This is a genomic window from Oceanirhabdus seepicola (genome assembly GCF_023684385.1).
GTDB lineage: Bacteria > Bacillota > Clostridia > Clostridiales > Clostridiaceae > Oceanirhabdus > Oceanirhabdus seepicola.
On record NZ_JAGSOJ010000002.1, the window covers coordinates 1,141,764 to 1,168,344 of the forward strand.

The window sequence follows — 26,581 nt, forward strand, 5'->3', positions numbered from 1 at the left end:
GTAATGGTCAATATGAAAATTTCTTTAAGTAAAAGTAAATTTAATGAGAGCTTAGAAAATTTAAAAAAAGAATACAAAATATATGCACCTGTTTCAATGCCATTTAAAGGGCGTTGTTCAGACACAGATTCAATTCGTTATAAAGGGGTTAGTTCCTTAGAGGAGATAGAGTTTAATAAAAAATCACACTTCTCACATAAAGAAGTATTATTACCTATGACTCAAGTGTTATTTCACTTCACAGAAGATGCGTATACTGAGCCTTCAATGGAAAAAAAGAAGGTACTTGTGTTTTTAAGATCTTGTGATCTTCATTCTATAAAAAGAATAGATCAGATTTATATTAAGAATGGAGAGATAGATCCATACTATAAGCAAGTTAGAGATCGTGTTAAGTTTGTACTTATGGGATGCGAAAAGAGTTTCAGAAATTGTTTCTGTGTAAGTATGGGAACAAATAAAAGTGAAAATTACAGTCTTGGATTAAAACTAGATAAAGATCAAGTAATGTTAGATGTTAAAGATGATGAACTAGAGAATTATTTCCAAGGGGAAAAAGTTGAATTTGAGGTTCCTTATGTAACTGAAAATGATACTAAGGTTAACATTCCAAAAGGGCTGACTGGAGATGTTAAAGATGCAGACCTATGGAGAGAGTATGATAAGCGTTGTATTGCATGTGGAAAATGTAACTTTGTTTGTCCAACTTGTACATGCTTCTCTATGCAGGATATATTTTATAAAGATAACGAAAACAATGGTGAGAGAAGACGTGTATGGGCTTCTTGTCAGGTAGATGGATATACAGATATGGCTGGTGGTCACAGCTTTAGACAGAAGAACGGTGATAAAATGAGATTTAAAACTCTTCATAAAGTATATGACTATAACAAGCGATTTGGTTATCATATGTGTGTTGGATGTGGTCGTTGTGATGATGCATGTCCTCAATATATTTCCTTCTCAGCTTGTATAAACAAATTAGATGATTATACAAGGGGGGAGACAAAATAATGAAAAATGCGTACATGCCTTTTAAATCAGAAATTTTAGAAATAATTCAACATACAGATATAGAATATACATTTAGAATGGCTTACAAAGGTGATGTTAAGCCAGGTCAGTTCTTTGAGGTTTCAATTCCAAAATACGGGGAGTGTCCTATCTCGGTTTCAGGGATAGGAGAAGAGTATTTAGATTTTACGATTCGTCGTGTAGGTAAAGTAACTGATGAACTTCACAAGTTCAAAGTAGGAGATGGCTTCTGGTTAAGAGGTCCTTATGGAAATGGATTTGATGTTAATTTATATAAAGATAAGGAAGTAATTATAGCGGCAGGTGGTAGTGGTTTAGCTCCTGTTAAAGGGATAATTGATATTATATATGGATCTCCAGAAGAATATAAAGATTTTAATCTTTTAGTAGGTTTTAAATCTCCTCAGGATATCTTATTCAAGAAAGAGATTAAAGCTTGGCAAGAAAAGATGAATATTACTCTTACTGTTGATGGTGCAGAAGAGGGATACGAAGGTAATGTTGGTCTTATTACTAAGTACGTAGATGGAGTTAAGGTAGAAGATAAGAGTAACACTGCTGTTATAATTGTAGGGCCACCCATGATGATGAAGTTTACAGTTATGGCCTTCTTGGATTCCGGTATACCAGAGGAGAATATTTGGGTATCTTATGAGAGAAAAATGCACTGTGGTATTGGAAAATGTGGACACTGTAAAATGGATGACACATATATATGTCTAGAAGGACCAGTGTTTAACTTTACAAAAGCTAAGCAGTTATTTGATTAAGGGGGAGGATTGAATATGGATATTAATACTAAAAAAGTTACCCAAAATGCCTTTAGAATAGTAAAAGATAGATATATGACCTCCCTGAGAGTAAGGGTTCCAGGTGGGAGAATAAATACTGAACACTTCTTAGTGCTTAATAAGATTGCACAGGAATATGGAGATGGAGATGTTCATTTAACTACAAGACAGGGGTTTGAAATTACTGGAATTAGAATGGAAGATATGGATAAGGTAAATGAACTAATACAACCGGTTATTGAAGGGTTTGGAATAAATCAGGTTAGTCCTAATACAGGTTATCCGGCAGCAGGTACTCGTAATGTAGCTGCATGCATTGGTAATAGAGCTTGCCCTAAAGCTCAATATGAGACAAGTGGGTTTGCAAAGAGAATAGAAGATGCTATTTTCCCTAATGATTTTCACGTAAAGATTGCTTTAACGGGATGTCCTAATGACTGTATAAAAGTTAGAATGCATGACTTTGGAATCATTGGTATGACATTACCTGAATATGAGAAAGAGCGTTGTGTAAGCTGCAATCGTTGTGTTGAAAAGTGCCAGAAGCTTTCAACAGGTGCATTGAAGATGGAAAACTACAAGATTGTACGTGATCATGATAAATGTATCGGATGTGGAGAATGTGTACTTAACTGTCCAACTAACGCGTGGACACGTAATGATAATAAATTTTACCGTCTAGCAATAATGGGACGTACAGGTAAGAAAAATCCAAGACTTGCTGAAGATTTCATTCTTTGGGTAGATGAGGAGAGTATCATTAAGATCATTAAGAATACTTATGATTATATTAATGAGTATATAGATAGAAGTTTACCAAAAGAGCATATTGGTTACATTGTTGATCGTACTGGATTTATGGAATATAAGAAATGGGCACTTAAAGATGTGGAGTTATCACCCATGGCTAAGGTAGCAAATAATATCTATTGGAGTGGAATACATTACTAAAACCAGTTAAGAATAACCATTGGGGTAATTACTCTAGTGGTTATTTTATTACATATTGCGTAAAGGAGAGGAATTTGGTGAAAGGAAGATCACTACATCATTTTTGTATTCAGACATCTTGTTATAATGATACAATTGATTTTTACACAAAGGTTTTAGGAGTTGAAATTATTAAAGAAGATATCTATGTTCCTAAGAGAATAAAGAGAGGGTGGTTGAAGTATGGTGATTTGTTATTTGAAATTCTTCCACCAAAATGTTCAAGTCCTTATAGTGCCTATGAGAAGCTTAATCAGGGTATACCACACCTAAGTTTTATTGTTGAGGATGCTCATGAAGAATTAGAAGAATTCAAAAGCAAGGGTTTTACTAACTTTAAAAAGAAACATGGTAAAATCATTTATAAGATAAAAGGGGGATACCAATTTAAGTTGGTGGCTCCAGAGGGAACGGAAATTGAAATAAGAGACAGCGAAAGTCTTTAACATAAATGTATAATATGGAGATTATCAAGGTGAAGAAATAATTATAGACGAGCTAATTAATAAAATATTAGTACTTTAAGATGGTTATTTAGCTATTACTTAGAATATTTATAAAAGAATTTTAATATATTTATATAAATAATAATTGTTGTTTTTCTAACATAAAGTGAGGTAGGCATGAGTGAGGATGGAGTTAAAAAGTCAGTAGATAAAAATTTAGATGATATGAAGTCTGATGATAAGAAGAAGCTGGATAAAAAATCTTTATCTAAACGTGGAGGACATAGAGGAAAAAAAGTAAAGAAGCAAAAAAAGAAAGTAAAAAAGAATATGAAAAAAACATTCCGAAAGGGCTTCAAGAAAGGATTTAAAAAAGGATACGATTTGGGTGTAATAAATAAATCAGAAGAAGTAGCTAGAATTTTACTTATTAGAGACTTTGATTTAGATTTAATAAGTAGAGTAACAGGATTAGCAAATGAAGACTTGAGTAGATTGAAAAAGCAATAGTGAATAAAATTAAAACGGAGTAGGGGCGTTTCCCTACTCCATTTAGTTTATATAAATAGATTTACATTTGAATCTTCAGCTTCACCAAGGTAATACCCAACTCCGCCTATTTTTACTCCTGGTATCAATTCTTCTACTTTTAATCCTAGAAGATCCATTGACATCTGACAAGCTACTATTTCAACACCGTTCTTTTGAGCTGATGCAATTAACTCTGGAAGAGAGGCTACATTATGTTTCTTCATTATACCTTTTATCATAGAACTTCCCATACCCATCATGTGCATATTAGATAATTTTAGTTTATTTGTACCTCTAGGCATCATGAATCCGAACATTTTCTCTATGAAGGATTTATCAACTTTAACCTTTTCAGGGTTTCTTAGAATATTTATACCCCAGAAAGTAAAGAACATAGTAACTTTTTTACCCATAGCTGCAGCGCCGTTTGCAATGATAAATGATGCTATAGCTTTATCAAGATCTCCACTGAAAACAACCATAGTTTTATTATCACGAACTGGGCCTAGTTGCTCAGTTGAATCACAAGCAATAGATTTATCATCTACCCCTTTGATTATTTCAGCAGTTATTATACCTTTATCTTTTTCTAAATTAACAAGATTGTTATTTGTTCTGTAACACCAAGCTTTTATATCTTCATAGAAGCCAGGATCAGAAGCTTTTATTTTTAATTTTTCTCCATCATTAAGTTCATCCATTGCTTCTTTTGTTGTTAATAGTGGGCCAGGACAACATAATCCACATGCGTTTAGTTCAGTAACTGGTTTAACTTGTTTTTCCTCAATAGAAGTATCTACTTTATCTGGAGTTATATTTTGAGGAATTGAAGGTGCTTCAGTTGTTTTTACAACATTAACGCCTCTATAAAACTTATAACCACCTGTAATATTTTTAACTTTGAATCCGTTCTGTTTAAGAATTCTTTCTCCGATATATCCTCTTAATCCTATTTGACAATAAACCCATATTTCTTTATCTTTAGGAAGTTTATGAAGATTTTCTCTTAAAGAGTCAACAGGGATATGAATAGAATCTTTAAGATATCCATTTTCGCGTTCTAAGTCTGTTCTTACATCAAGTAATACAGCTGAATCTGGAATATTATCAATATCTTCTGGAGAAACAATATCAGTTTTTCCTTTTAAAATATTTTCTCCAACATAACCTGCCATATTAACTGGATCTTTTGCAGATGAGAATGGAGGAGCATAACATAGTTCAAGTTCAGTTAAGTCATGTACCGTTCCTTTGTATTTCATTGAAGTAGCAATTACATCAATACGTTTGGCAACGCCTTCATATCCAACAGCCTGAGCACCAAGAAGTTTACCATCTTTACCGAATAATACCTTAAGAGCCATTGGCATAGCACCAGGATAATATGAAGCGTGGCTTTGAGGGTAAAGAAGTGCCTTATGGTACTCAATCCCTTTTTTCTTAAGAGCAAACTCTGTATTTCCAGTTCTTGCACATGTTAAATCAAATACTTTTATTATTGATGATCCTAAAGAACCTTTATATTTTTTATCATCGCCATATATATTATCGGCTGCCATACGTCCTTGTTTGTTTGCAGGACCTGCAAGAGGGATAGCAGTTTTACTTTCATCTACATAGTCTTTTACTTCAATAGCATCACCAACAGCATAAATGTTTGAGAAATTAGTTCTTAAAGAATCATCTACTACAATGTGTCCTCTAGGACCAAGTTCTATTCCAGAATTTTTTATGAATCCTGTATCAGGAGTTACTCCTATAGATAAGATAACTAGTTGAGTTTCAATTTTTTCACCGTTTTTAAGAGTAACATTTAAACTCTTTCCATCACCTTCAAAAGATGAAACTGGATTGTTAACATAAAGGTTAATTCCTCTAGATTTTATTTCATCTTCAATCATTGGAATCATATCCATATCAAATGGAGTTAGGACATGAGGAGCTGCTTCAACAAGTGAGGTTTCAACTTTTAAAGAGTGAAGATTTTCAGCCATCTCAACTCCGATGAATCCTCCACCAACTACTACTGCTGATTTCACATGATTTGATATGATGTAATTTTTGATTTTATCCATGTCATTGATGTTTCTTAAAGTGAATATATTCTTGTTATCTATACCAGGAATTGGTGGACGCATTGGCTTTGCGCCTGGTGAAAGAATTAACTCATCATAGCTTTCTTCATAACTTTCACCATCAAAATTAATAACCTTAACTTTATTTTCCTTTGGATTAATTTCACTTACCATACTATTTACTCTAACATCTACATCTAATCTTGCTTTAAAAGTTTCAGGGGTGTGTAGAAGAAGAGCATCTCTTTCTTTTATCTCATCACCTATATGGTAAGGTAATCCACAGTTTGCAAAGGAGATATGAGGTCCTTTCTCAAATAATACAATATTTGCTTTTTCATCTAATCTACGAAGTCTAGCAGCAGCAGATGCACCACCAGCGACGCCGCCTACAACCAATATTTTCTTTCCCATGATAAGCCTCCTTAGTTTTAAAATAATACTTCTATAATTTTCTTTACTGTTTCGTCTTTAACACTATAATATATTTCTAATCCATTTCTCTCCCCAGATATTATTCCAGCGGATTTAAGTTTCTGAAGATGCTGGGATACAGTTGACTGTGGGAGATCAAGACACTCCTTCATATAATTAACATTGCATTTTCCTTTATCCAGTAAGCCAGCTACTATGCACAACCTAACCGGATGAGAGATTGCTTTTAAAATCTCTGATATCTCTTCGTAAGATTTATAATTATTATCCATTAATATCACCTTCTTATTAAACATCTTTATATTAGTATATTACGATATATAGATATGGTTGTCAATAAAATAACAAAAAAATAAAAAATATTATTAGTTTTTATTAGGATTACCTGTTAACAAAAAGGATATTCTTTATTATATTAAGTAAACATTAAAGAAAAAAATTAACAAGAATATAGATAACAAAAAAGGAAGTAACATTTTTTAAATGTACTTCCTTCTTTGTTATAAGTTATAAAATATTTACTTTTTATTGTACTCTAAATTTCTATTAGGTTCAGTTTTTTATCGAGTATGTATATTGTAAGCCTTAGGCACATTCAAATAAATAGACTAGCATCTTTGACTTGTTATCTATTTTCATGTGCCTTATACCTATTTATCCTACTTAAGTTTAGAATAATACTTCTATTATTTTCTTTACTGATTCATCTTTAACACTATAAAATATCTCTAATCCATTTCTCTCACCAGATATTATTCCAGCTGCTTTAAGTTTCTGAAGATGCTGGGATACAGTTGATTGTGGGAGTTCAAGGCATTCTTTCATATAATTAACATTACATTTTCCTTTATCCAGTAAGCCAGCAACTATGCATAATCTAACTGGATGAGACAGTGCTTTTAAAATTTCAGCTATCTCTTCATATGATTTATTATTTTTATTCATTAAGATCACCTTCTTATTCGTTTATCTCTATATTAATATGTTATGATATATAGATATAGTTGTCAATAAAATACAAATAATTAATATTATTAATTATGATTACCAGTTAATAAAGATTATATTTTTAATTATATTAGGAATTTTTAAAGAAAAAATTAATAAGAATAAGGAAATAAAAGAGGAAGTAACATTTATTCATGTACTTCCTTTTGGTTATAAAAATACTTACTTTTTTATTGTACGCATTAGTTTCTTTTCAGTTCCGTTTTTAATATTAACAAAGTTAGGGCGGTGTTTAATGAAGCTAATCATTGCTATGGTAAGTACTATGGCAATGTTAGTAATAGTAAAGAAATAAAACACTGTTCCCAGAATAAATACTGTTAATAGTCCCATTGTTCCAAGTACAATATAGTTAGAGATACTAATCCCCTTAACATAAGTTCTTAATATCTATATCTTCTCTTTTTTCTACCAAAAATCTTTTTAAATATAATTACTATTAAGATTATTAGTATAAGTACACCGATTCCTAATCCAACATAAATAAAAATATTATCTTTTAATAGTTTGCTACTGCTAATATCACTATAAAGAGTATATGTTTCACTATAATCTTTTAAAGTAATAGTTATAGTTCCTAATGGAGTTGAAGGATCTATTTTCCATAGATTAAAAGTATTTACTTTAACATCGATTTTAGGTTCAATTTCAGTTTTATAATATTTTATGTCCTCATTAATGAAAAGGGGTATATCAATAGTTCTATTTGGACCAATGAATGGGATGACTTTATATGAAGCTGTTACACTTTTTATGATATCTCCGCTTTTCTTAAGGGTATCTTTCTCTCTGTTGAAACTATATTCCATTATTGTATTCATGTCTTCGAATACTGCAGTATCTACACCGTAAATATATTCAGAATTCATTACTACACCAATTAAAGTTCTATCATTATTTTTGTAGATAGAAGTCAAGCATCTACCAGCTTTCTCTGTATAACCTGTTTTACCACCAATACATCCATTTAATCCAAGGTTTTTATTTCTATTTTCAATTTCTCTTTCTCTTGAATTTTCAGTAGAAACCACAACGCGTTCTGTTTTCATAGTTTTTTCTATCCAGTCATTTTCAAAGGCTGCTTTTGTCATTATAGCTATGTCATATGGGGTAGTTAGATGAACTTCAGTATTATCATCTATTCCGTTAGGTGTTACAAAATTAGTGCTAGTCATTCCCAGTTCTTTTGCCTTTAAGTTCATAGCATTTACAAATTTAGCACTGTCACCACTGACATTATCAGCAATCATATAGGCTATATCATTACCAGAGTATAATAGCAATGCATACATCGCATCCTCAGCAGACATCTTATCTCCAACAAGAACTTGCTCTACATTTTTACCATAAGAATATGCAGGTTGATCTGCCGCACTTTGAGTATATGTAAGCATTTCATCTTTATTAAAGTTTTCAGCTAATAGTAAAGCGGTCATTAACTTAGTGATTGACGCAGGATATGATTTGCTATCAATATCCTTAGTATAAATGATCTCACCGGTTTCATAATCATAAACGATTGCCTGAGTACCACTAATATTTGATAGATCTTCTGCCCAAACAAGATTAAAACTTACAATAAACAAGATTAAAAATATCCATAAAGATTTTTTGAAATTTTTCACTTTATACCTCCGTCAATTCTATTAAAGTTTATATATTTATGTATCCAAGGCATATTCAAATAAAATAACAAGCTAGAGTTGTTATTTGCTTGAAGATGACTTATGTCTACACTCAATTATATCAGATAAGGGAGTTACTATAAACCTGTATTATAAAAATAGTAAGGTTCTTAATTATGAACATTTATTAAACTATTATGGGAATTTTCTTTATGTTAAACTATAGGGAATAAAACATTAGGCTTTATTTAAAGGGAGTTGAGAACTTATGATTGAAAGAGTTATAAAAAAATATAGAGGAAGAAAAGGATATCCAATTACTAAGAAAAGAGAGGCAGCTGTACTTTTGCTCATGGAAGAGTGCGAAGATGGTCAAGTGAATGTGATATTTGAGAGAAGGGCATTTGGAATGAAATCTCAACCAGGTGATATTTGTTTGCCTGGTGGCAGGGTAGAAGAAGAGTTACCTATTGATGCAGCTCTTAGGGAGTGTGATGAGGAAATAGGCATAGATAAAGAGGATATAGAGGTTATTGGGGAGTTGGATTATCTAGTAAGTCCATATGGTCTTATAATATATCCTTTTCTAGGGGTAAAGAAAGGGGGGGAATTTAATGTTAACCCTAATGAGGTTGAAGAATTGATAAAGATTCCATTGCAGTATTTTTTGGATAATGAACCAGTATTATATGAGATGGAAATAGGGCCAATAAATAATAAAGATTTTCCATATGAACTTATTAATGGAGGGAAAGATTATAAATTTAAAAAAGGAATTATGAATGAGTATTTTTATAAGTATAACCAAGATATTGTTATTTGGGGATTCACGGCAGCAATAATTAAAAAATTTGTTGATAATTTATAATAAATAGATTATTAAAAAAGACCCGTTGCACGCGCTTGGCTTTCATTTTTTTATTCTTACCAAATTCAACAGGTTCAATTTTACACAAATAAATAACCACTTGATATAAGCAAGATTACATGTGATAATTTCTTCGTGAAATTGTTCTATTTCCAAAAAAATAAAAAAATTCTGAAATTAATTGTAATTAGGGGGAAAAATATGTATAATTGAGGAAATGGGAAATATTAGCGAAAGAGGTGTTGGCATGAAGTTATGTGAGTTTTTATCATTGAGTGGGGAAGATGTTGAATGCTTTGCAGATTGTCCCTTTTACAGATGGGATGAGAATGACGGGATCTGCCCATTTGAGGAAGAGGAAAGATTAAAAGTATTTGAAATGAATGATAATATAGAGTATTTGAAAAATAAATATCCAGGAGCTTTTTAATATATAGACAAACTATATCAATAAAGAGTATGATTAAAATTCAGAGTTTTTATAAATAATAAAAGTGAGAAAATATTTTTATTATTGAGGTGTTGGTTTTGAGAAAGATTAAAAAGTATAATGGTAAAGTTAAGAAGATTACTCTTCCTCATACGATTGATCTTTTTAAAGTAACAAGACGTGAAAAGCACGAAGCGTAAAAAAATAAGTTGAGAGTTGAAAGTGGAGAGTGGAGAACGAAGGACATTTCTCTTCGAGAAATTTTAATCTTGTTGTTCCTTGGACAAAAGGGTTTTACTCGTTTCATTTTGATGAAACATTGTAGCTGAAACACAAGAAAGATATTGTATTTAATAACAAAAAAGTTGGCGATAATGTCGTCAACTTTTTTGTTATTAATATTAAAGTTTAAGTTGCATCTAAATAATACAAAACATAGGTGTATACAAATACAATATTTTATCTCAAGATAAAATGAGTGAAAAATACCTTGTTCTAAAGAACAATAAAATGTAGCTTCTGCCCCTAAAGGCAGAAGCATCCATCATTCTCAATTCTCCACTCTCAACTTCTTTTAAAGCTTTTCCATTTCTTTAACGGTGTTTTCCACAGTTTCCGCCACAACCTTTAGTTTCAGCTACAAGGATTCCTTGAAGCTCATCACTATATCTTTCTGCTTTAACTGAAAAACTGTTTTTTCTGTATACGATTATTATTGTTTTAAAATCTTTAGATATATCATTACCATAAACTAATGGAAGTTTGTCTACATAATCAGTTATCTCATCATTATTAACACTATCAAAATAAAAACTAACTTTAGGTCCACACCCTTTAGTAGCAGCTTCAACTTTAATGCAGTTAATTTCTTGACGATCTTCTATGACTTCCATAAGTTTATCATAAGCGGTATAAGATATTTTTATTTTAGGTTTATTCATAATATCACTTCCTCTGATTATTGAAAAAACTCAATAATCTATTTATTAAATTCAGAAGAATATTTCATAAGCAATTCTTGTTTTAAATTCCAAAGATTTTGAGATAAATCTATATAATATGGGTGAGGGTTCTCGAATCTTTTAACTTCTGCCCAAAGATTATCAAGTTCTTTTTTGCAGAATTCTTTTATATCCTTAACTTCAGGTGATTCGTAAACCAATTCTCCTTTATCAAAAATCTTCACCATAAGCTCTTTTGCATAATAATTATTAAGAGTTTTCTTTTTCCAAGTATGAACAGGATTAAATAAAGTTAGAGGTTTAGTAAAATCAATTTCTTCTCCTCTTATAGTTAACAAATCAGCAATTGCTTTATTACTATCTTTATCAAAAATTCTGTAAATATTTTTAAAAGCTGGGTTGGTTATTTTTTCAGGATTTTCAGAAATCTTAATTTTTGGAGTAATCTCACCAGTTTTGGGATCTTCAACAGCAACAAGCTTGTATACACCGCCAAAAACAGGTTCTGATTTCGCAGTGATAAGTCTTTCACCAACTCCAAAAACATCAAGACAAGCACCGTTGTCAAGAATACTTCTTATGATATACTCATCTAATGAATTAGATGCGACTATTTTAACATCACTATAACCTGACTCATCAAGCATCTTTCTAACTGCTTTAGACAGGTATGTAATATCTCCACTATCAATTCTTACCCCGCTAGGTCTCTTTCCAAGAGGTTTTAATACCTCATCAAAAACTTTTATTGCGTTAGGAACACCAGATTTAAGGGTATTATATGTGTCAACTAATAATGTGCAGTTATCAGGATATGATTCAGTCCATGCTTTAAAAGCATCATATTCTGAATCAAATAATTGAACCCAACTATGTGCCATTGTACCAACAGCAGGAATTCCAAACATTTGATCTGCTATAGTACAAGCAGTTGAAGAACAACCACCTATAAATGCAGCTCTTGCTCCATATATAGCGCCATCATAACCTTGAGCTCTTCTTGAACCAAATTCCATTACTGGACGATTTTTTGCTGCTCTAGTAATTCTACTAGCTTTTGTTGCGATTAAAGTTTGGTGATTTACTGTAAGTAAAATCATTGTTTCAACAAATTGAGCTTGAATGATTGGTCCTCTAACAGTAACTAATGGTTCTGATGGGAAAACTGGATTTCCCTCTGGAATTGCCCAAACATCACATTCGAATTTAAAATTTTTAAGATAAGTCAAGAAATCATCGTCAAATAGGTTCTTTTCTCTTAAATAATCAATATCGTAGTCTGTGAATGTTAGACTAGAAAGATACTCACATAATTGTTGTATTCCAGCCATAATACAATATCCACCGCCATCAGGTACTCTTCTGAAGAACATATCAAAATAGGCAATTTTATCTTTAACATCGGTCTTTAAATAGCCATTAGCCATCGTTAATTCATAAAAATCAACAAGCATTGTTAGGTTTCTATTATTCCTAACATTGAAATTTTTAATGTATTCCATGATTCTTCTCCTTTATATTAATCACAATATTGTCTATAATTAATAATAGTTTTCAGTTTATTTTATTTTAATACTAAACTGTAAGTATTACAAGGAAGAAAATAAGGAGAATATGGAATGAGGTTTAATTTAGATGAATTTCAATCAGTAGCAGCAAAAACTGAGAAAAATAATGTATTGGTTGTTGCAACGCCAGGTGCAGGTAAAACTACAACTCTTCTTTCAAGAATAGAATATCTTTTGAGAGAAAAGAAGGTTAAAAGTAGAAATATAGTAGTAATGACGTTTACAAAAGCAGCAGCAATGAATATGAAAAAAAGATTTGCTTATAACAATAAAGATATTACCCCACCTTTCTTTGGAACTTTCCATGGTTTATTCTATAAGATTTTAAAGAATCATGGGTTTGAATTTAATATAATCGACAGTGGGAAAACTTACGGAATTATAAGAAGTGCTCTAATGGAGTATGTGCAGGATATATCTGATGATAAAGTGAAGGAAATGTTGAATGTTATTTCTATATATAAAAAAGAAGATTTTAACAAGACCATGTTGGATATTGAGTTTTCTATGGATATTTTTGAAGACTGCTTTAATAAATATGAAGATTATAAGAAGAAGCATAACTTATTCGATTTTGATGATCTGCAGATTCAGGTAAAGCAACTTTTGGAAAAAGATGAAAGAATATTAAGAGGGTATCAAAATCTTTTTAAACATATATTAGTTGATGAATTTCAAGATTGTGATAGTGGGCAGGTGAATATATTGAAACTGCTCAATAAAGATAATTTTATTTATGCTGTAGGTGATGAAGATCAGTGTATATATGGATTTAGGGGATCAAGACCTGATTTCATGGTTGATTTTCAAGATACATTTGAAAATGGAGAAAAGATATACCTTAAGAATAATTATAGAAATCCTAAAAATCTGGTTCAGGTATCAAATGAACTTATTAAGAATAATAGAATGAGAAATCACAAAGAACTAAATCCAGTTAATAAAGAAGAGGGTGTTCTTGAAGTAAACATTCATAATGATGAACGGACTGAAATTAGTAAGATTACTGAGAGGGTTATAAAACTTCATGGAATTAATAAATACAATTGGGATGATATTGCTATATTAGCTAGAACTAATATGGAGATAACAAAGGTTATAGATTCCTTTATAAGGCATAGAATTCCTTTTAGATTATTAGATAAGCAATATAATTTTTACGAGCATTTTATAGCAAAGGATATACTTGCATATTTGAGATTAAGTATTGATCCATATAATAAAGAAGAATTCGTTAGAATAATCAATAAACCATTTAGATATGTAAGTAAGAGTATTGTTTTTAAGCTTAAAAATGAAAATCTCAATGGGAAGGATGCGTTTCAGTGGCTAATTGATTGTGAAGATCTTCATCCATTCCAGATAAAAACTATTGAAGATTTAAAACGTGATGTGCTTATGTTAAATAAATATTCATTATCATCGGCAATTGAGACCATAATCGGAACACTGGGATACTATGATCATTTAAGAGATTACTGTGAGAGGTCTAATTTGAATCTAGGAGATTTCGATGAAATTCTTGAAGAGTTCAAAGATCTTGCAGGAGAATATAGTAATACATTAGCATTCCTTGAGCATATTGAAGAATTTAAAAATGAAGTGAAAAAGAATGATCTTACAAAAGAGGGGATTATATTAAGTACAATTCACGGTGTCAAAGGTATGGAATTTGAAAATGTAATCATTATAAATTGTAATGAAGAAATACTCCCTTATGTTAAGAGCATGCACGAAAACATAGAAGAGGAAAGAAGATTATTCTATGTAGGAATAACAAGAACTTCTCAAAATTTATGGCTAGACCATTGTAGATTCATGAGAAACAGAAGTATGGACCCTTCAAGATTTCTCTATGAGATGGGTGTACTAAGGGAGATGACCCCTGATGATTATAAGGTAGGAGAACAGGTTAAGCATATATCCTTTGGGCTTGGAGAAATATCATATCTAGATAAGAAAGAGATTGAAATAGTTTTTGCTAATAATACTAAGAGAAAGTTTGATGTTATGGTTCTTTTGAGGAATGATATGATAAATAAGGTGTAGTAAAGAAAATATTGAATTGAGTTGTGAGGATTCTAATAATAGAAAACAAAAATATATTAATGATATTTTAAACGTCTTAGAAGTGATTCTAGGACGTTTCTTTGCATTACTAGGAGCGTTCGTAGTTTATCAAAGTAGTATTTACTTTATAATGTTTAATGTGATAATATAATGGTAAAAACATTATAATTTACCAATAATACATACAAGAAAATATTGTAAAACTAGCAATATAAACTAAATTAATAGCTACTGGAGGAAGAATATTGGGTATATTAGGTGATTTATTAAAAGGAACAGGTAAAGTAGTAGGTGGAGTTGCTGAAGTTGCATTAAAGGGTACAGGTGAAATAGTAGGTGGAATTGCAGGGGCTTTAGGAAGTGATGAAATTTCAGAGATTTCTAGGAATGTTGGGAATGGACTTGGAAAAACAGTTAATGAAGTAGCGAAATTCACTGGCAATGTTACAGGAACAGTAGTGGATACTGCTGTAGATGTATCAAGTAAAATAGGCGGAGGCGTTGGTGAATTTGTAGCAGAAGTTGCTGGAGTAGATTCACAAGGTATCCAAACAGCTAAAAAGGTAGGTAATGTAATTGGTGGAGCAGCTGCAGGATTAGTAGTAGGGGATATAGCTGGTGCTGCTATTACAGGAGTAACTGCTGCTACTGCTACAGCGAGTACAGGTGCTGCTATTTCTACAATTAATGGTGCTGCACAAACAAGTGCTACTTTAGCTCATATAGGTGGAGGAGCTATATCAGCAGGTGGTGGTGGAATGGCTGCTGGAGCAGCAATCTTAGATACTGTAAGTGCAACAACTACTGTATTAGGCACTGTTGATTCATTAAAAGGAAATAATAAAAACAAAAATTATTTGAGTGATGGAGGTTCAAAGGTTATAGAAGTGGAGAACGTTGAAGTTCATAATGAATATAATAACATTGATTTTAAACACAGAAAAAATTACTAATACAAAGGGGAAATAATAGAATGTCATATCAATTAGGTAGTGCAAGCTATGAAAATGAGTTATATAGTGTTAATGTACTATATAACAAACCAGAATGTTATGAGTCACCATTAGATAAGTATATTGTTATTAATTTTCAAATAAGAGTTAAGAATAATACATCTACTATATCTGAAAGATTAAATATTAAAGATTTAATATTTCATATAGAAACTGGTCGTTACAGATATCAAAATATTGATATTACAAAGAATAAAGAAATTCTAGATTATGTTGAAAAAACAGATTCATATTATGAATTTATTGGACAAGATTATCTTGAAGCAGGGCAGACTCAAACATATCTTCTAATATTTGAAGTTCCAAACAATAAAGATTATAAAATTGATAGAATTTCATGGTATGGGAAAAACTTCGAAAATGGAGGGGGAGTAGCTTCAATGCTATCTGTGATAGAAGGAAAAAAGAAAAAGTTTAAATATATGGGTAAGTTTTCAGAAGGACTAGCATCTGTATGTATCAACGATAAATATGGATTTATAGATGAAAATTATGATATTGTTATTGAACCTCAATTTTTTAGTTGCCGTGAGTTTGAAGACGGATATGCTTATGTATTAACTGGTTCAAATCCTTTATGGAAAAAAATATCTTATATAAATAAGAAGGGACAATTTGTTATTGAACCTACTATTAATGATTTTAAGGCTATGATAGAATTAAGAAACTATAAAAAGACACATCCATATGGTTAAAATAAGTATAAAGATTAATTGCATCTATCAATTTAGGTGTTTTTGATTATTTTGTTCAATTTTATGAAGCGCACTATACAGTTTTCATATTTTTTATTTATATAATAAATTTAAATTATGAAAGATTACCGTTTAAGTATAGATAGGGTTTCAACAAGAATAGGCAACTGAGTAGAAGGTGTAAATAGAATCATATATGTTATGTTTCTTAGCTATTTTAAAAGGTATATCAATGCGACTATTTGTTAGTGTGTAAACCTAATCTATATAGAAGTATGGAACCTTCAAGATTTCTTTATGAGATGGGAATATTGAGGGAGAAAACCCCTGATGATTATAAGGTTGAAAATGCCCAATCTCTGCGTAATTAAGTTTCACTGTGCTGCTCGTTTGCTTTGTTCCTTGAACTTGGGATTTTTCAACGCCTGAAAACTCTGAAGTTATAAAGAATATTGAGAATCATCAATAAAAACTAAGTAAACAAGAGCATTCATGTAGGATGCTCTTTATTCTGTTTACAAATGATTTAAAATTGATTTCAGGGTTAGACTTTTAAGAGTATATGAAACAAGGAGTTAAATAATTATAGGTATCAAATAACAAGGTTATTAATATAGGCTTGTTTTTTTTATCTAATAAAAGTATATTAATAATTAAGTGATATTATGGAAATATAAGGTGTAAATGTATGTAAAATTTGAGTTGTTAAAATAATTTACAATAGATGTTTGATTTACATAAAGGAGAAAATTATCATGAAAAAATATGAACTAGTAAAAGAGGATAGTATAATATTCAATTCAACAATGTTATATCGTATTAAAGCACTAAGAGATTTTGGAGATGTTAAAGAGGGGGACTTAGGTGGTTATATACAGCATGAAGGAAATCTAGGGCAATATAATGATTGTTGGGTATATGATAATGCTAAGGTATATGGTACTGCTGAAGTATATGGTGCTGCTATTATATATGATAATGCTGAAGTGTATGATAATGCTAAAGTGTATGGTAATGCTAATGTATATGATAAGGCTAGAGTGTATGGTGCTGCTAAAGTATATAGCTATGCTAAAGTATATGGTGATGCTAAAGTATATGGTAATGCTAATGTATATGATAAGGCTAGAGTGTATGGTAATGCTAAAGTATATAGCTATGCTAAAGTATATAGTGATGCTAAAGTATATGGTAATGCTAATGTATGTGATAAGGCTAGCGTGTATGGTGATGCTAAAGTGTATGGTGATGCTGAATTATATGGTAATACTGAGGTATATGATTATGGTATAGTATATGGCAAGACTGAATTATATGGTGGTGCTAAGGTAACTACTACAAACTTTATGTTGGAAAGATATGAACTAGTAAAAGAGGATACTATAACGGTCAATACAATGACATTATATCGCATTAAAGCACTAAGAGATTTTGGAGATGTCAAAGAAGGTGACTTGGGTGGTTATGTCCAGAATGAAGGAAAGCTAAGCCAATTTAATGATTGTTGGGTATATGGTAATTCTAGAGTATATGATAAGGCTAGAGTGTATGGTAATGCTAAAGTATATGGTAATGCTAATGTATATGATATGGCTAGAGTGTATGGTGATGCTAAAGTATATGGTAATGCTAATGTATATGGTAATGCTAATGTATATGATATGGCTAGAGTGTATGATGATGCTAAAGTATATGGTAATGCTAATGTATATGGTAATGCTAATGTATATGATATGGCTAGAGTGTGTGGTGATGCTAAAGTGTATGGTGATGCTAAGGTATATGGTGATGCTGAAGTATATTATAAGGCTAAGGTATTTGGTAAGGCTGAAGTATATGGTAAGGTTGAAGTATATGATAATGCTAAGGTATATGATAATGCTAGAGTATATGATAATACTAAAGTATATAGCTATGCTAAAGTATATGGTAATGCTGAAGTATATGGTAATGCTAAGGTATATGACTATGCTGAAGTATGTGGCTATGCCAAAGTAAATGACTATGATAAAGTAAATGGCTATGATAAAGCAGATAAACCTGCAATTGAGAAAAAGAGAAACGGGTACATAGTTAAAAACGGAATGGTAGAGTGGGTGTAACGGATAGGAATAAGAAAAGTTGTATAAAGATGGAGGTATTAATTGTATTAGATGTGCAGTTGAGATTTGACTTTGTATAAAGTAAAATCATAAGCATTTATTTGTTAGTGTATAAACTAAATCAATATAGTATAATAATTACAACAATGTATGGAACGAATTAACTAATTAATCTGGACAATGACTACCTCTCTTAGCTATGTAAGTTCAACTTGAATTTATCACGGTGTCAAAGGTATGGAATTTGAAAATGTAATCATTATAAATTGTAATGAAGAAATACTCCCTTATGTTAAGAGCATGCACGAAAACATAGAAGAGGAAAGAAGATTATTCTATGTAGGAATAACAAGAACTTCTCAAAATTTATGGCTAGACCATTGTAGATTCATGAGAAACAGAAGTATGGACCCTTCAAGATTTCTCTATGAGATGGGTGTACTAAGGGAGATGACCCCTGATGATTATAAGGTTGGAGAGAAGGTTAAACATATATCTTTTGGACTTGGTGAAATTTCATATCTAGACAAGGAAAGTATTGAGATAGTTTTTGCTAATAATACAAAGAGAAAGTTTGATGTTATGGTTCTTTTGAGGAATGATATGATAAGTAAGGTGTAAAGGTGTTGAGTGAATTAAGAAAAAGTATAGAATTAAAAACTAAACATTATAAGAGCATTCAAATAGGATGTTCTTTATTTTGATTATAAACGAGGTTAAAATTCAATTTAACGGCATTGCTTTTATTTTGTAATAACTTACAAGGGGATTTATGGTAAAATAGTACAAGTAACTGAGGCACGAAATATTTGTATAGTGTCATAAAGGAAATATATTAATTACAACGAAATAGTTAAATATAACGAAGGATATTTATATTTTGAGGAGATGATGGTGTGAATAGTGCTATAAAATTAGAAAACGATAATATCATATTACGTCAACCAATAAAAGAAGATATTGCTATCCGTGCGAAGTTAGGAATAAACAAGGAATGTGTTATGATGTGTGGTGGTAATATTAGTAATTTGGGCGGATTCACTATGGACGACGCTATCAAATGGTATGAAAAAATAATTCAACATCCATGTAAGTGGGTTATTGAGTATAATGGTACTTGCATTGGAGTCGTTGGTCTTAGACCATATAAAGAAGATAACAAAGCGAGATTCTCCATTGAAATATATGACTACAACGTGTATGGTTGTGGTATCGGAACAAATGTTACTAAAATGGTATTAAAACATGCATTTGAAGTTTTAGAATATCACAAGGTATATTTAAGGGTTTTAGATTATAACACAAGGGCAATAAAATGTTATGAGAAATGTGGATTTATAAAAGAAGGTATAGACAGAGAAGGCGCATTAATTAATGGTACTTATTGTAGTGATATTTATATGGGGATTATTAAGTCAGATTATATTTCTTTAGTTAAATAAGTATAATCTTTAGTTGTGGTAAGACATACTTTTTTTATTTAATGATTAAATAAAGAAACTAATTGATGTACAACAATTATGTCTTAATGCTAGATTCAATATAATTTGAAATTATTATGGAGTATAAAATTACACATGACTGGAACGAATTAACTAATAAATCTGGACAATGACTACATCTCTTACCTATAGGAGTTCTACTTGAATTCATCACGGTGTCAAAGGTATGGAATTTGAAAACGTAATCATTATAAATTGTAATGAAGAAATAATCCCATATGTTAAAAGTATGCACGAAAACATAGAAGAGGAAAGAAGATTATTCTATGTAGGGATAACAAGAACCTCTCAAAATCTATGGCTTGACCACTGCAGATTTATGAGAAACAGAAGTATGGACCCTTCAAGATTTCTCTTTGAAATGGGAGTACTAAGGGAGAAAACCCCTGATGATTATAAGGTAGGAGAACAGGTTAAGCATATATCCTTTGGGCTTGGAGAAATATCATATCTAGATAAGAAAGAGATTGAAATAGTTTTTGCTAATAATACTAAGAGAAAGTTTGATGTTATGGTTCTTTTGAGGAATGATATGATTACTAAAATATAAAACAAATGTAGAATTGACAATGGATAATGTAGAATGATGGATATTTCTCTTCGAGAAATTTTAATCGTGTAATTTAAAAAGCAGTGGGAGAGGGGAATAGTGATGTTCATGTACTACTTGTACATTCCGTTGCTCTTTCGCCTTGTTCCTTGAGCTTGTTTTATTTTCATCGACAGAAAACTCAGAAGTTATAAGATATTGAAGGAGAAAAATATATGAGCCAATTTTATTATATTGCATCGCCAAGAAAATTAGATATAGGTACTTTTGGAACGAAGAAGGTGGATGTAGAAGAAGTTGAGATAATCAGTACATATAAGATACTTGTTAACTCAACTAGGGAGATTGAATGTGAATTTCCTATATATGAGGGTAAGTCATTAGATGAGGTTAAGAAAGGCCTCATGATATATGACACAGAAGAGGATGCAAAGGGGATTTATATTGGAGAGTTAAGTAATGGAGCTGAGATGGTTAAACATCACTTCACGAATGAATTTGTGTATGATCTTGCGCCTGTATTTGGAAATTTTGATTGTAGTTATTATTTTAAGGGGAATTATGGTGAAGGAGATAGATATAATAAATGTTTTAAAGTTTTGTTTGAATATATAAGAGAAAGATTGAATCATGGTGAGTTTATTGAAGTATTTGCTTCTTGGGCAGATGAAGAGAAACTGGATAGAAAAGTTGAATTGGATAGGGATATATTTTTAAATGATGAAATTTCTTATGGTGATTTTCAGATAAAGGATAGACAATATACTAGATTTTTTCTTTGAGATGTGAGTATAAGGAAGAAAACTCCCGATGATTATGATAGAACAGATAGTTACTTTGTTCCATACTTATCTATGTTGAATTAAAATTAAAGAACTTGCACATAAATACAAGTTCTTTTTGGAACTGATCTGCTAATTAGATAAAATACAATCTATTATTATATTAATACATAATAGTGCACACTCCATTATAGTTTAGTACTACAACATCTAAAACTCAACTACAAGTACTTCGTACTCTTCAATTTTATTAAATCCAACTTTTTCGGCTATTTTAACAGATGCCAAATTATCTATCCAACTATCCCAATGAGGTATTAAGTTTCTTTGAGCACAGTCTTTAACAATATTTGCTGCAAGGGCTGTTCCTACACCTTTTTTTTGATCATCTTCGATAGTCTCGATACCTATTCCACAATGATTTTTACTAACAAGTTCAGCCGTACAACAGGATATCAATCTTTTACCATTAAAAGCACAATATCCAAACCCATTTTTAATAAAACCATCAACAGTTCCCCACATTCCTTTTATCTCTTCTTTTAGTATTTTAAGATTTTCTAAGTTACTGTCGTTAAGTAATTCTTGGTTAATAGGTTTAATTTCACTGGAATGATTTTCTAGAAATTTATTATCATTGTTATGTAGATTATATTTATATAAAACTCTTTTACGTTGATGAACTGTTAAGTTATTAAATATATCTAACATTACATTTTTCCATATATCTGATGTATAAGAAATTTTAACATAGTTATAGAAGTCTTTTTTCAAACTTTCAGTTAAGATATTTTCTTTTATGTAATTGATGCACTTATCATATTCTTTATGAGTAGCAGTCTCGCCTCCAACGTATAGTACAAAGTTACCTTTATCAAAAATTACATATAACTCAGGATTTTCTAAGTTATTCAGGTATATTTCTCCTGGTGTATTTCCTTCGATAATTGATTCAAAAACAAATTTATTAATATTTGAACTAAACACTTTTTTAAATTTTTCAAAATTACTATCTACTTTATACATAATTTTCCCCTCATTTCTTTGGATTTATATTTACAATTTTGCAACTATTATCCATAATATTTGTATTATATACTATTTGATATGTATATTCTAGGTTCAGAATAGTTGATAATTGTTTTTTACTTAACATTTTCAGGTCTTTTAAAGGGACTTATGAGTATTAATAGCCTGTATAAGTAGTTATTTACAAAATAAGTATGTTATACTAATATTGTAAATGAATTTTTAAAATAATCATATTTTTTGAGTGGTATGAAAAGAAAGTTCCTGTAATAAATTTGTTGAATTATATAGCAATTTTAAAAAAGATATAAGTAATTTAAATATTAGAAGGAGGGTAAAAGTTTGAAGAAGAAGAAGGAGGATCAAAAACCAAAGGATATTACAGCTATTCCATCACCTTGGACAGACCCAAGCGTACACTCAAAACAAAATTCAAAAGTTTTCAGGTATTTAGCATGGTTTGGTTGGATTTTGGGTGCGATAGTTCTTATATGGGTATTATTTATAGTGTAATTTAATTAATATATGGTATTCGTGTTAAAAATTGTAATGAGGCTAGAGATTATACTTTATTAATCAAAAAGATCCAATCATTAGAGGGAAAGGAATTAAATAAAACCATGAAAATGGAATTTAGAATTGAAGGAGAGTCAATTAGTGTATTGGAGTTACAATAAATAAGGGGTTTCATAAGGTTGAGAAGTTAATTCGATAATTTCATAAAGTTGCTATTTTAAGGGATAGGTGTAATGAAAAACTATCTCTTTTGTTGTGCAAAAAAATATATAGTACCTCTACTGGGACGGATGAGTGTTAAAATGAGTAATTTTAATAAAATTCTCTGAGATTTATGTTATAATGGATGATGGTTAAAATAACAATTAAAGTAATTTGTTGATTATAATTTATAATTTTGGAGGAAAAATCATGTATAGAAATAAAAGTAAGGTATCAGTAATACTTATTATTGCTTTGTTTATTAATGGGTTAATAATATTAAACCCCAAAAAGGTTTATGCTTATGAAGCTACAGAAGTAAGTGAATTAATCAGTAAAAGTACTACTTGGAGTAAAAAATATAGTCCTTATATTGTAGAAGGTAATGTTTTAGTTGATGAAGGAGCAACTTTAAAAATACAACCAGGAGTTGAAGTTATATTTGACGGAAATTATTATCTAGATATCAAAGGCAAAATAATTGCTCAAGGAAGTGAGAAGGAAAATATAAAATTTAGTTCTGGCACAAATATAAGGTGGAAAGGAATAAAAATTGAGAGCGCTTATAATAAAATGAAGTATTGTGTTGTTGAGAATTCTGAAAACGGAGTACATTTGAAATACGAAACTGCACATTCAAACACTATAGATAAATGCAAATTAATAAATAATGATGTAGGTATATCTTTGGAACTTTGTTATTCAAGTGAATCAAATAAGATACAAAATTGTATATTGGCTTACAATGAAATAGGGGTAAATATCAAGGGATCAGAGTATACTACAATTAGTAATTGTAATATAACCAATAACAATATTGGCATATATCAAGGTGTGTGTTTGAAAAAAAATTATATTAGAAGGAATAATATATATAATAATGATGAGTATAATTTGCAAGTAGATACTAAAAATGCAAATGATCAATATTTTTTTTATTATAACTATTGGGGAACGACTGATAAAGAAGAAATTGAAGAAATGATATTTGATTTTTATGATGATTATGAATATACGAAGGTGAGGTACGAACCGTATCTTAAAAACCAAATTGGAAAATTACCCGATATTAATATTGATGTTTCTGAGATAAGTTTTATAGAGAAATATTTAATATTAAATTTGGGTGAAAGTAAAAAAATTGAATACTCAATAAGTCCTGAAAAAGCTAATGAGAATATTAGTTGGTTAACGAATAATGAAAATGTTGTAAAGGTTAAAAATGGAGAATTAACAGCAGTTGGAGAGGGTAGAGCCATAATTTCAGTAGAAACAGAAAATGGTGATAAGAAGGCGGAATGTGAGGTTATTGTCGAGGATTACATAGAATTACCATCTGAAGATAGGGTTTTACAAGATAAAATTTGGACTATAGAATTTAATAAATCAATATTGTTTAATGAAATAACATCTGAGAATATTTACATATTAGATAAAAATGGTAAAAAAGTAGATGTAACAATAGAAAAAAATGATGACACTAGTATAACTATTACTCCTGTTAATAAGTACAATAAGGGTGAAACTTATAATTTATGGGTTAAAGATGTGCGATCTATAGATAAAAAGGAATTAAATAAAACTATGAAAATGGAGTTTAAAATTCATGGTGTGTAAGTCAAGTTCAAATAACTTAAATGAAAAAATATAAAGAAGTTTTGAATATAATTAGCATTCATCCCCCATATTTTGTACTTGGTAGATGAATGCTAAAAATTAGAAGCGCGCGAAATGCGCCTTTTTTATATATAATTAAATTCAGGTTTATCTACTATGTTTTGTATATGATCTTTATTGAACTTAATTTTGGGGAATAATTTATTCAATATCTCCATTACATGAGTTTTTATAATATCTTTTATAGAAAAATCAGAATATGTATTATATTGTTGTGAGTAATCTCTCAAAGTTAAAGTTAATGTAGTAACTGGCTTAGTATTATCTAATGTCCATACGTCTATATTCGAAATATTATAAGTAACTTCAGGTGTGATATCATTTCTATAGTATTTTATATTTTCCTTAAGATAGATTGGAATTTTTGCGATTTTTGATACGTTTACTGAAGCTAAAGGATTATAGGTTTGTTTAATGGTTTCTATAATTTTACCCTTTGGAATATAAGTAACTTTCTTTGCATTATAGCTATAATCGGCTAATTTTTCTGTATCTCCAAAAATATCATTTGATTTCATTACAATCGATATAATTTTTCTTCCATCTCTTTCGTAAATAGTAGCAAGACACCTTCCAGCTCTATCGGTATATCCTGTTTTTCCACCGATACAGCCGTTTATATTCAAGTTTTTATTGCTATTAGATATAGTTCTACTAGGCGTGTTTAATGTTTTTACAATACTTTTTTGTTTATTCATTGTTTCTCTAACCCATTCATTTTCATAGGCGGCAGTAAGTAACTTCACTAAATCATATGCTGTTGTTACATGTTCTGGATAATCTCTATCTAATCCATTAGCTGTTTCGTAATGAGTATTTTCCATTCCTAATTCTTTAGCTTTTTCATTCATCATTTCAATGAACTTTTCTGTGCTTCCAGCTACATTATCAGCGATTACATAAGCTATATCATTTCCTGAATATAATAAAAGCACGTCCATAATGTAGTCAGCACGCATTTTATCTCCAATCGCTACATATTCAATGTTTTCTCTATAAGAACAGGCTGGTTGCTGGGCTGCAGATTCAGTATAAACTAGCATATCAGTTGTTTTCATATTTTCTGCTAAAAGTAAAGCAGTCATCAATTTAGTTATAGAAGCTGGATAGATTTTTTTATCAATATTTTTAGTATAAATTATTTCTCTAGTTTCCATATCATAGGATATTGCCGAAGTTACTGACAAATTTAAAGTTTCATTAGTTTCTTCATCTGCATAGGCGAGATTTACTGTTAAAACAAAAATAGTAAGTAATAGTGATAATGATTTCTTTATGCTTTTCATAATAGACCTCCGAACAATATTAAAATTTTTTTAGAAAACATTTGAATGAGATATTTAAAAAATTTAATCTATTTTATTATAATATATCAGGAGAATGTTGTAAAATAAAACAATATGAGGGAAAGTGGTTATTCTATGTAAGTATATCGAGAAATTCTAAAAAGCTATGGAGTAACAATTGTAGGTACATCAGGAAGTGGTGAAAGTTTTTATTGTAGATATCTAAAGAATAGGGAATAAATGTAGTATAATATAAACAATCTATGGAGTTGTGGAAATATATTATTTGAATATGCTGTAAGATAAGAAAGAAATTGAAATAGTTTTCGATAATAATATTAGAAGAAAATTCTTTGTTATGGTAATTTTAAATAATGATAGGATATCTAATATA

Annotated in this window: 25 protein-coding genes; 17 read left to right on the plus strand and 8 right to left on the minus strand. The window is 30.2% G+C overall.

What is annotated here, in order from left to right; all coding sequences use genetic code 11:
• Positions 1-12: 12 nt before the first annotated feature.
• The 5 genes from asrA (at position 13) to KDK92_RS12705 (ending at position 3,772) form a co-directional block, all read left to right on the plus strand.
• The gene (gene asrA, locus KDK92_RS12685; RefSeq protein WP_250859640.1) at positions 13-1,014 is read left to right on the plus strand and encodes an anaerobic sulfite reductase subunit AsrA; all 1,002 of its coding nucleotides are present in this window, start codon (positions 13-15) and stop codon (positions 1,012-1,014) included.
• Positions 1,014-1,805 carry an anaerobic sulfite reductase subunit AsrB gene (gene asrB, locus KDK92_RS12690; RefSeq protein WP_250859641.1) on the plus strand — a complete coding sequence of 264 codons (792 nt, stop codon included), beginning with the start codon at positions 1,014-1,016 and terminating at the stop codon, positions 1,803-1,805. The genes asrA and asrB overlap by 1 nt, the downstream gene beginning before the upstream one ends.
• A gap of 15 nt (positions 1,806-1,820) precedes the next feature.
• Entirely contained in the window at positions 1,821-2,777 is a 957-nt protein-coding gene (asrC, locus tag KDK92_RS12695) for a sulfite reductase subunit C (protein WP_250859643.1), read from the plus strand.
• A 77-nt stretch (positions 2,778-2,854) separates the two neighbouring features.
• Positions 2,855-3,262, plus strand: a complete 408-nt coding sequence (locus KDK92_RS12700) for a VOC family protein (RefSeq protein ID WP_250859645.1) — start codon at positions 2,855-2,857, stop codon at positions 3,260-3,262.
• Between the two features lie 177 nt (positions 3,263-3,439).
• Positions 3,440-3,772, plus strand: coding sequence for a hypothetical protein (locus KDK92_RS12705; protein WP_250859647.1), 333 nt, complete (start codon positions 3,440-3,442; stop codon positions 3,770-3,772).
• Between the two features lie 47 nt (positions 3,773-3,819).
• Here the strand turns inward: KDK92_RS12705 and KDK92_RS12710 are convergent, their stop codons facing one another.
• From KDK92_RS12710 to KDK92_RS12725, 4 genes are all read right to left on the minus strand, one after another.
• The gene (locus KDK92_RS12710) at positions 3,820-6,282 is read right to left on the minus strand and encodes a DsrE/DsrF/DrsH-like family protein (RefSeq protein ID WP_250859649.1); all 2,463 of its coding nucleotides are present in this window, start codon (positions 6,280-6,282) and stop codon (positions 3,820-3,822) included.
• A gap of 17 nt (positions 6,283-6,299) precedes the next feature.
• The gene (locus KDK92_RS12715) at positions 6,300-6,575 is read right to left on the minus strand and encodes an ArsR/SmtB family transcription factor (RefSeq protein ID WP_250859650.1); all 276 of its coding nucleotides are present in this window, start codon (positions 6,573-6,575) and stop codon (positions 6,300-6,302) included.
• Positions 6,576-6,972: 397 nt separating this feature from the next.
• Complete coding sequence (locus KDK92_RS12720; RefSeq protein ID WP_250859651.1) at positions 6,973-7,248, minus strand: ArsR/SmtB family transcription factor; 276 nt, start codon at positions 7,246-7,248, stop codon at positions 6,973-6,975.
• A gap of 446 nt (positions 7,249-7,694) precedes the next feature.
• Positions 7,695-8,936: a D-alanyl-D-alanine carboxypeptidase family protein gene (locus KDK92_RS12725; protein ID WP_250859653.1), complete on the minus strand. Its 1,242-nt coding sequence runs from the start codon at positions 8,934-8,936 to the stop codon at positions 7,695-7,697.
• A gap of 268 nt (positions 8,937-9,204) precedes the next feature.
• On the opposite strand from KDK92_RS12725, the gene KDK92_RS12730 reads away from it, so the two are divergent.
• Both KDK92_RS12730 and KDK92_RS12735 read left to right on the plus strand, forming a co-directional pair.
• On the plus strand, positions 9,205-9,804 hold the full coding sequence (locus KDK92_RS12730) for an NUDIX hydrolase (RefSeq protein WP_250859654.1): 600 nt from the start codon (positions 9,205-9,207) through the stop codon (positions 9,802-9,804).
• A 217-nt stretch (positions 9,805-10,021) separates the two neighbouring features.
• The gene (locus KDK92_RS12735) at positions 10,022-10,234 is read left to right on the plus strand and encodes a hypothetical protein (RefSeq protein WP_250859656.1); all 213 of its coding nucleotides are present in this window, start codon (positions 10,022-10,024) and stop codon (positions 10,232-10,234) included.
• A 593-nt stretch (positions 10,235-10,827) separates the two neighbouring features.
• Here the strand turns inward: KDK92_RS12735 and KDK92_RS12740 are convergent.
• Entirely contained in the window at positions 10,828-11,175 is a 348-nt protein-coding gene (locus KDK92_RS12740) for a hypothetical protein (RefSeq protein WP_250859657.1), read from the minus strand.
• A 38-nt stretch (positions 11,176-11,213) separates the two neighbouring features.
• Positions 11,214-12,698: a nicotinate phosphoribosyltransferase gene (locus tag KDK92_RS12745; RefSeq protein ID WP_250859659.1), complete on the minus strand. Its 1,485-nt coding sequence runs from the start codon at positions 12,696-12,698 to the stop codon at positions 11,214-11,216.
• A 117-nt stretch (positions 12,699-12,815) separates the two neighbouring features.
• On the opposite strand from KDK92_RS12745, the gene KDK92_RS12750 reads away from it, so the two are divergent.
• The 8 genes from KDK92_RS12750 to KDK92_RS12785 all read left to right on the plus strand — a co-directional run bounded on the left by KDK92_RS12750 (position 12,816) and on the right by KDK92_RS12785 (position 21,478).
• A complete protein-coding gene (locus tag KDK92_RS12750; protein ID WP_250859661.1) occupies positions 12,816-14,813 on the plus strand; it encodes an ATP-dependent helicase in 1,998 nt (665 codons plus the stop codon).
• A 266-nt stretch (positions 14,814-15,079) separates the two neighbouring features.
• Entirely contained in the window at positions 15,080-15,787 is a 708-nt protein-coding gene (locus tag KDK92_RS12755; protein ID WP_250859662.1) for a hypothetical protein, read from the plus strand.
• 20 nt (positions 15,788-15,807) lie between these two features.
• Positions 15,808-16,542, plus strand: a complete 735-nt coding sequence (locus tag KDK92_RS12760; RefSeq protein ID WP_250859663.1) for a WG repeat-containing protein — start codon at positions 15,808-15,810, stop codon at positions 16,540-16,542.
• Positions 16,543-17,297: 755 nt separating this feature from the next.
• Positions 17,298-18,644 (plus strand): hypothetical protein, encoded by a 1,347-nt coding sequence (locus KDK92_RS12765; protein ID WP_250859665.1) that lies wholly within the window; start codon positions 17,298-17,300, stop codon positions 18,642-18,644.
• Positions 18,645-18,860: 216 nt separating this feature from the next.
• Positions 18,861-19,265 (plus strand): 3'-5' exonuclease, encoded by a 405-nt coding sequence (locus KDK92_RS12770; protein WP_338115268.1) that lies wholly within the window; start codon positions 18,861-18,863, stop codon positions 19,263-19,265.
• 275 nt (positions 19,266-19,540) lie between these two features.
• A complete protein-coding gene (locus KDK92_RS12775) occupies positions 19,541-20,086 on the plus strand; it encodes a GNAT family N-acetyltransferase (protein WP_250859668.1) in 546 nt (181 codons plus the stop codon).
• Positions 20,087-20,291: 205 nt separating this feature from the next.
• Positions 20,292-20,696 carry a 3'-5' exonuclease gene (locus KDK92_RS12780; protein ID WP_338115269.1) on the plus strand — a complete coding sequence of 135 codons (405 nt, stop codon included), beginning with the start codon at positions 20,292-20,294 and terminating at the stop codon, positions 20,694-20,696.
• A gap of 215 nt (positions 20,697-20,911) precedes the next feature.
• A complete protein-coding gene (locus KDK92_RS12785) occupies positions 20,912-21,478 on the plus strand; it encodes a hypothetical protein (RefSeq protein WP_250859672.1) in 567 nt (188 codons plus the stop codon).
• Positions 21,479-21,688: 210 nt separating this feature from the next.
• Here the strand turns inward: KDK92_RS12785 and KDK92_RS12790 are convergent, their stop codons facing one another.
• A complete protein-coding gene (locus KDK92_RS12790; RefSeq protein ID WP_250859673.1) occupies positions 21,689-22,504 on the minus strand; it encodes a GNAT family N-acetyltransferase in 816 nt (271 codons plus the stop codon).
• Between the two features lie 345 nt (positions 22,505-22,849).
• Between KDK92_RS12790 and KDK92_RS12795 the strand changes: the two genes are divergently transcribed.
• Together KDK92_RS12795 and KDK92_RS12800 are read left to right on the plus strand one after the other, a co-directional pair.
• Positions 22,850-23,020, plus strand: coding sequence for a hypothetical protein (locus KDK92_RS12795; protein WP_250859674.1), 171 nt, complete (start codon positions 22,850-22,852; stop codon positions 23,018-23,020).
• A gap of 414 nt (positions 23,021-23,434) precedes the next feature.
• Positions 23,435-24,841 (plus strand): NosD domain-containing protein, encoded by a 1,407-nt coding sequence (locus KDK92_RS12800; protein WP_250859675.1) that lies wholly within the window; start codon positions 23,435-23,437, stop codon positions 24,839-24,841.
• 125 nt (positions 24,842-24,966) lie between these two features.
• On the opposite strand, the gene KDK92_RS12805 is transcribed toward KDK92_RS12800, so the two are convergent.
• The gene (locus tag KDK92_RS12805; RefSeq protein WP_250859677.1) at positions 24,967-26,187 is read right to left on the minus strand and encodes a D-alanyl-D-alanine carboxypeptidase family protein; all 1,221 of its coding nucleotides are present in this window, start codon (positions 26,185-26,187) and stop codon (positions 24,967-24,969) included.
• Between the last annotated feature and the right edge of the window lie 394 nt (positions 26,188-26,581).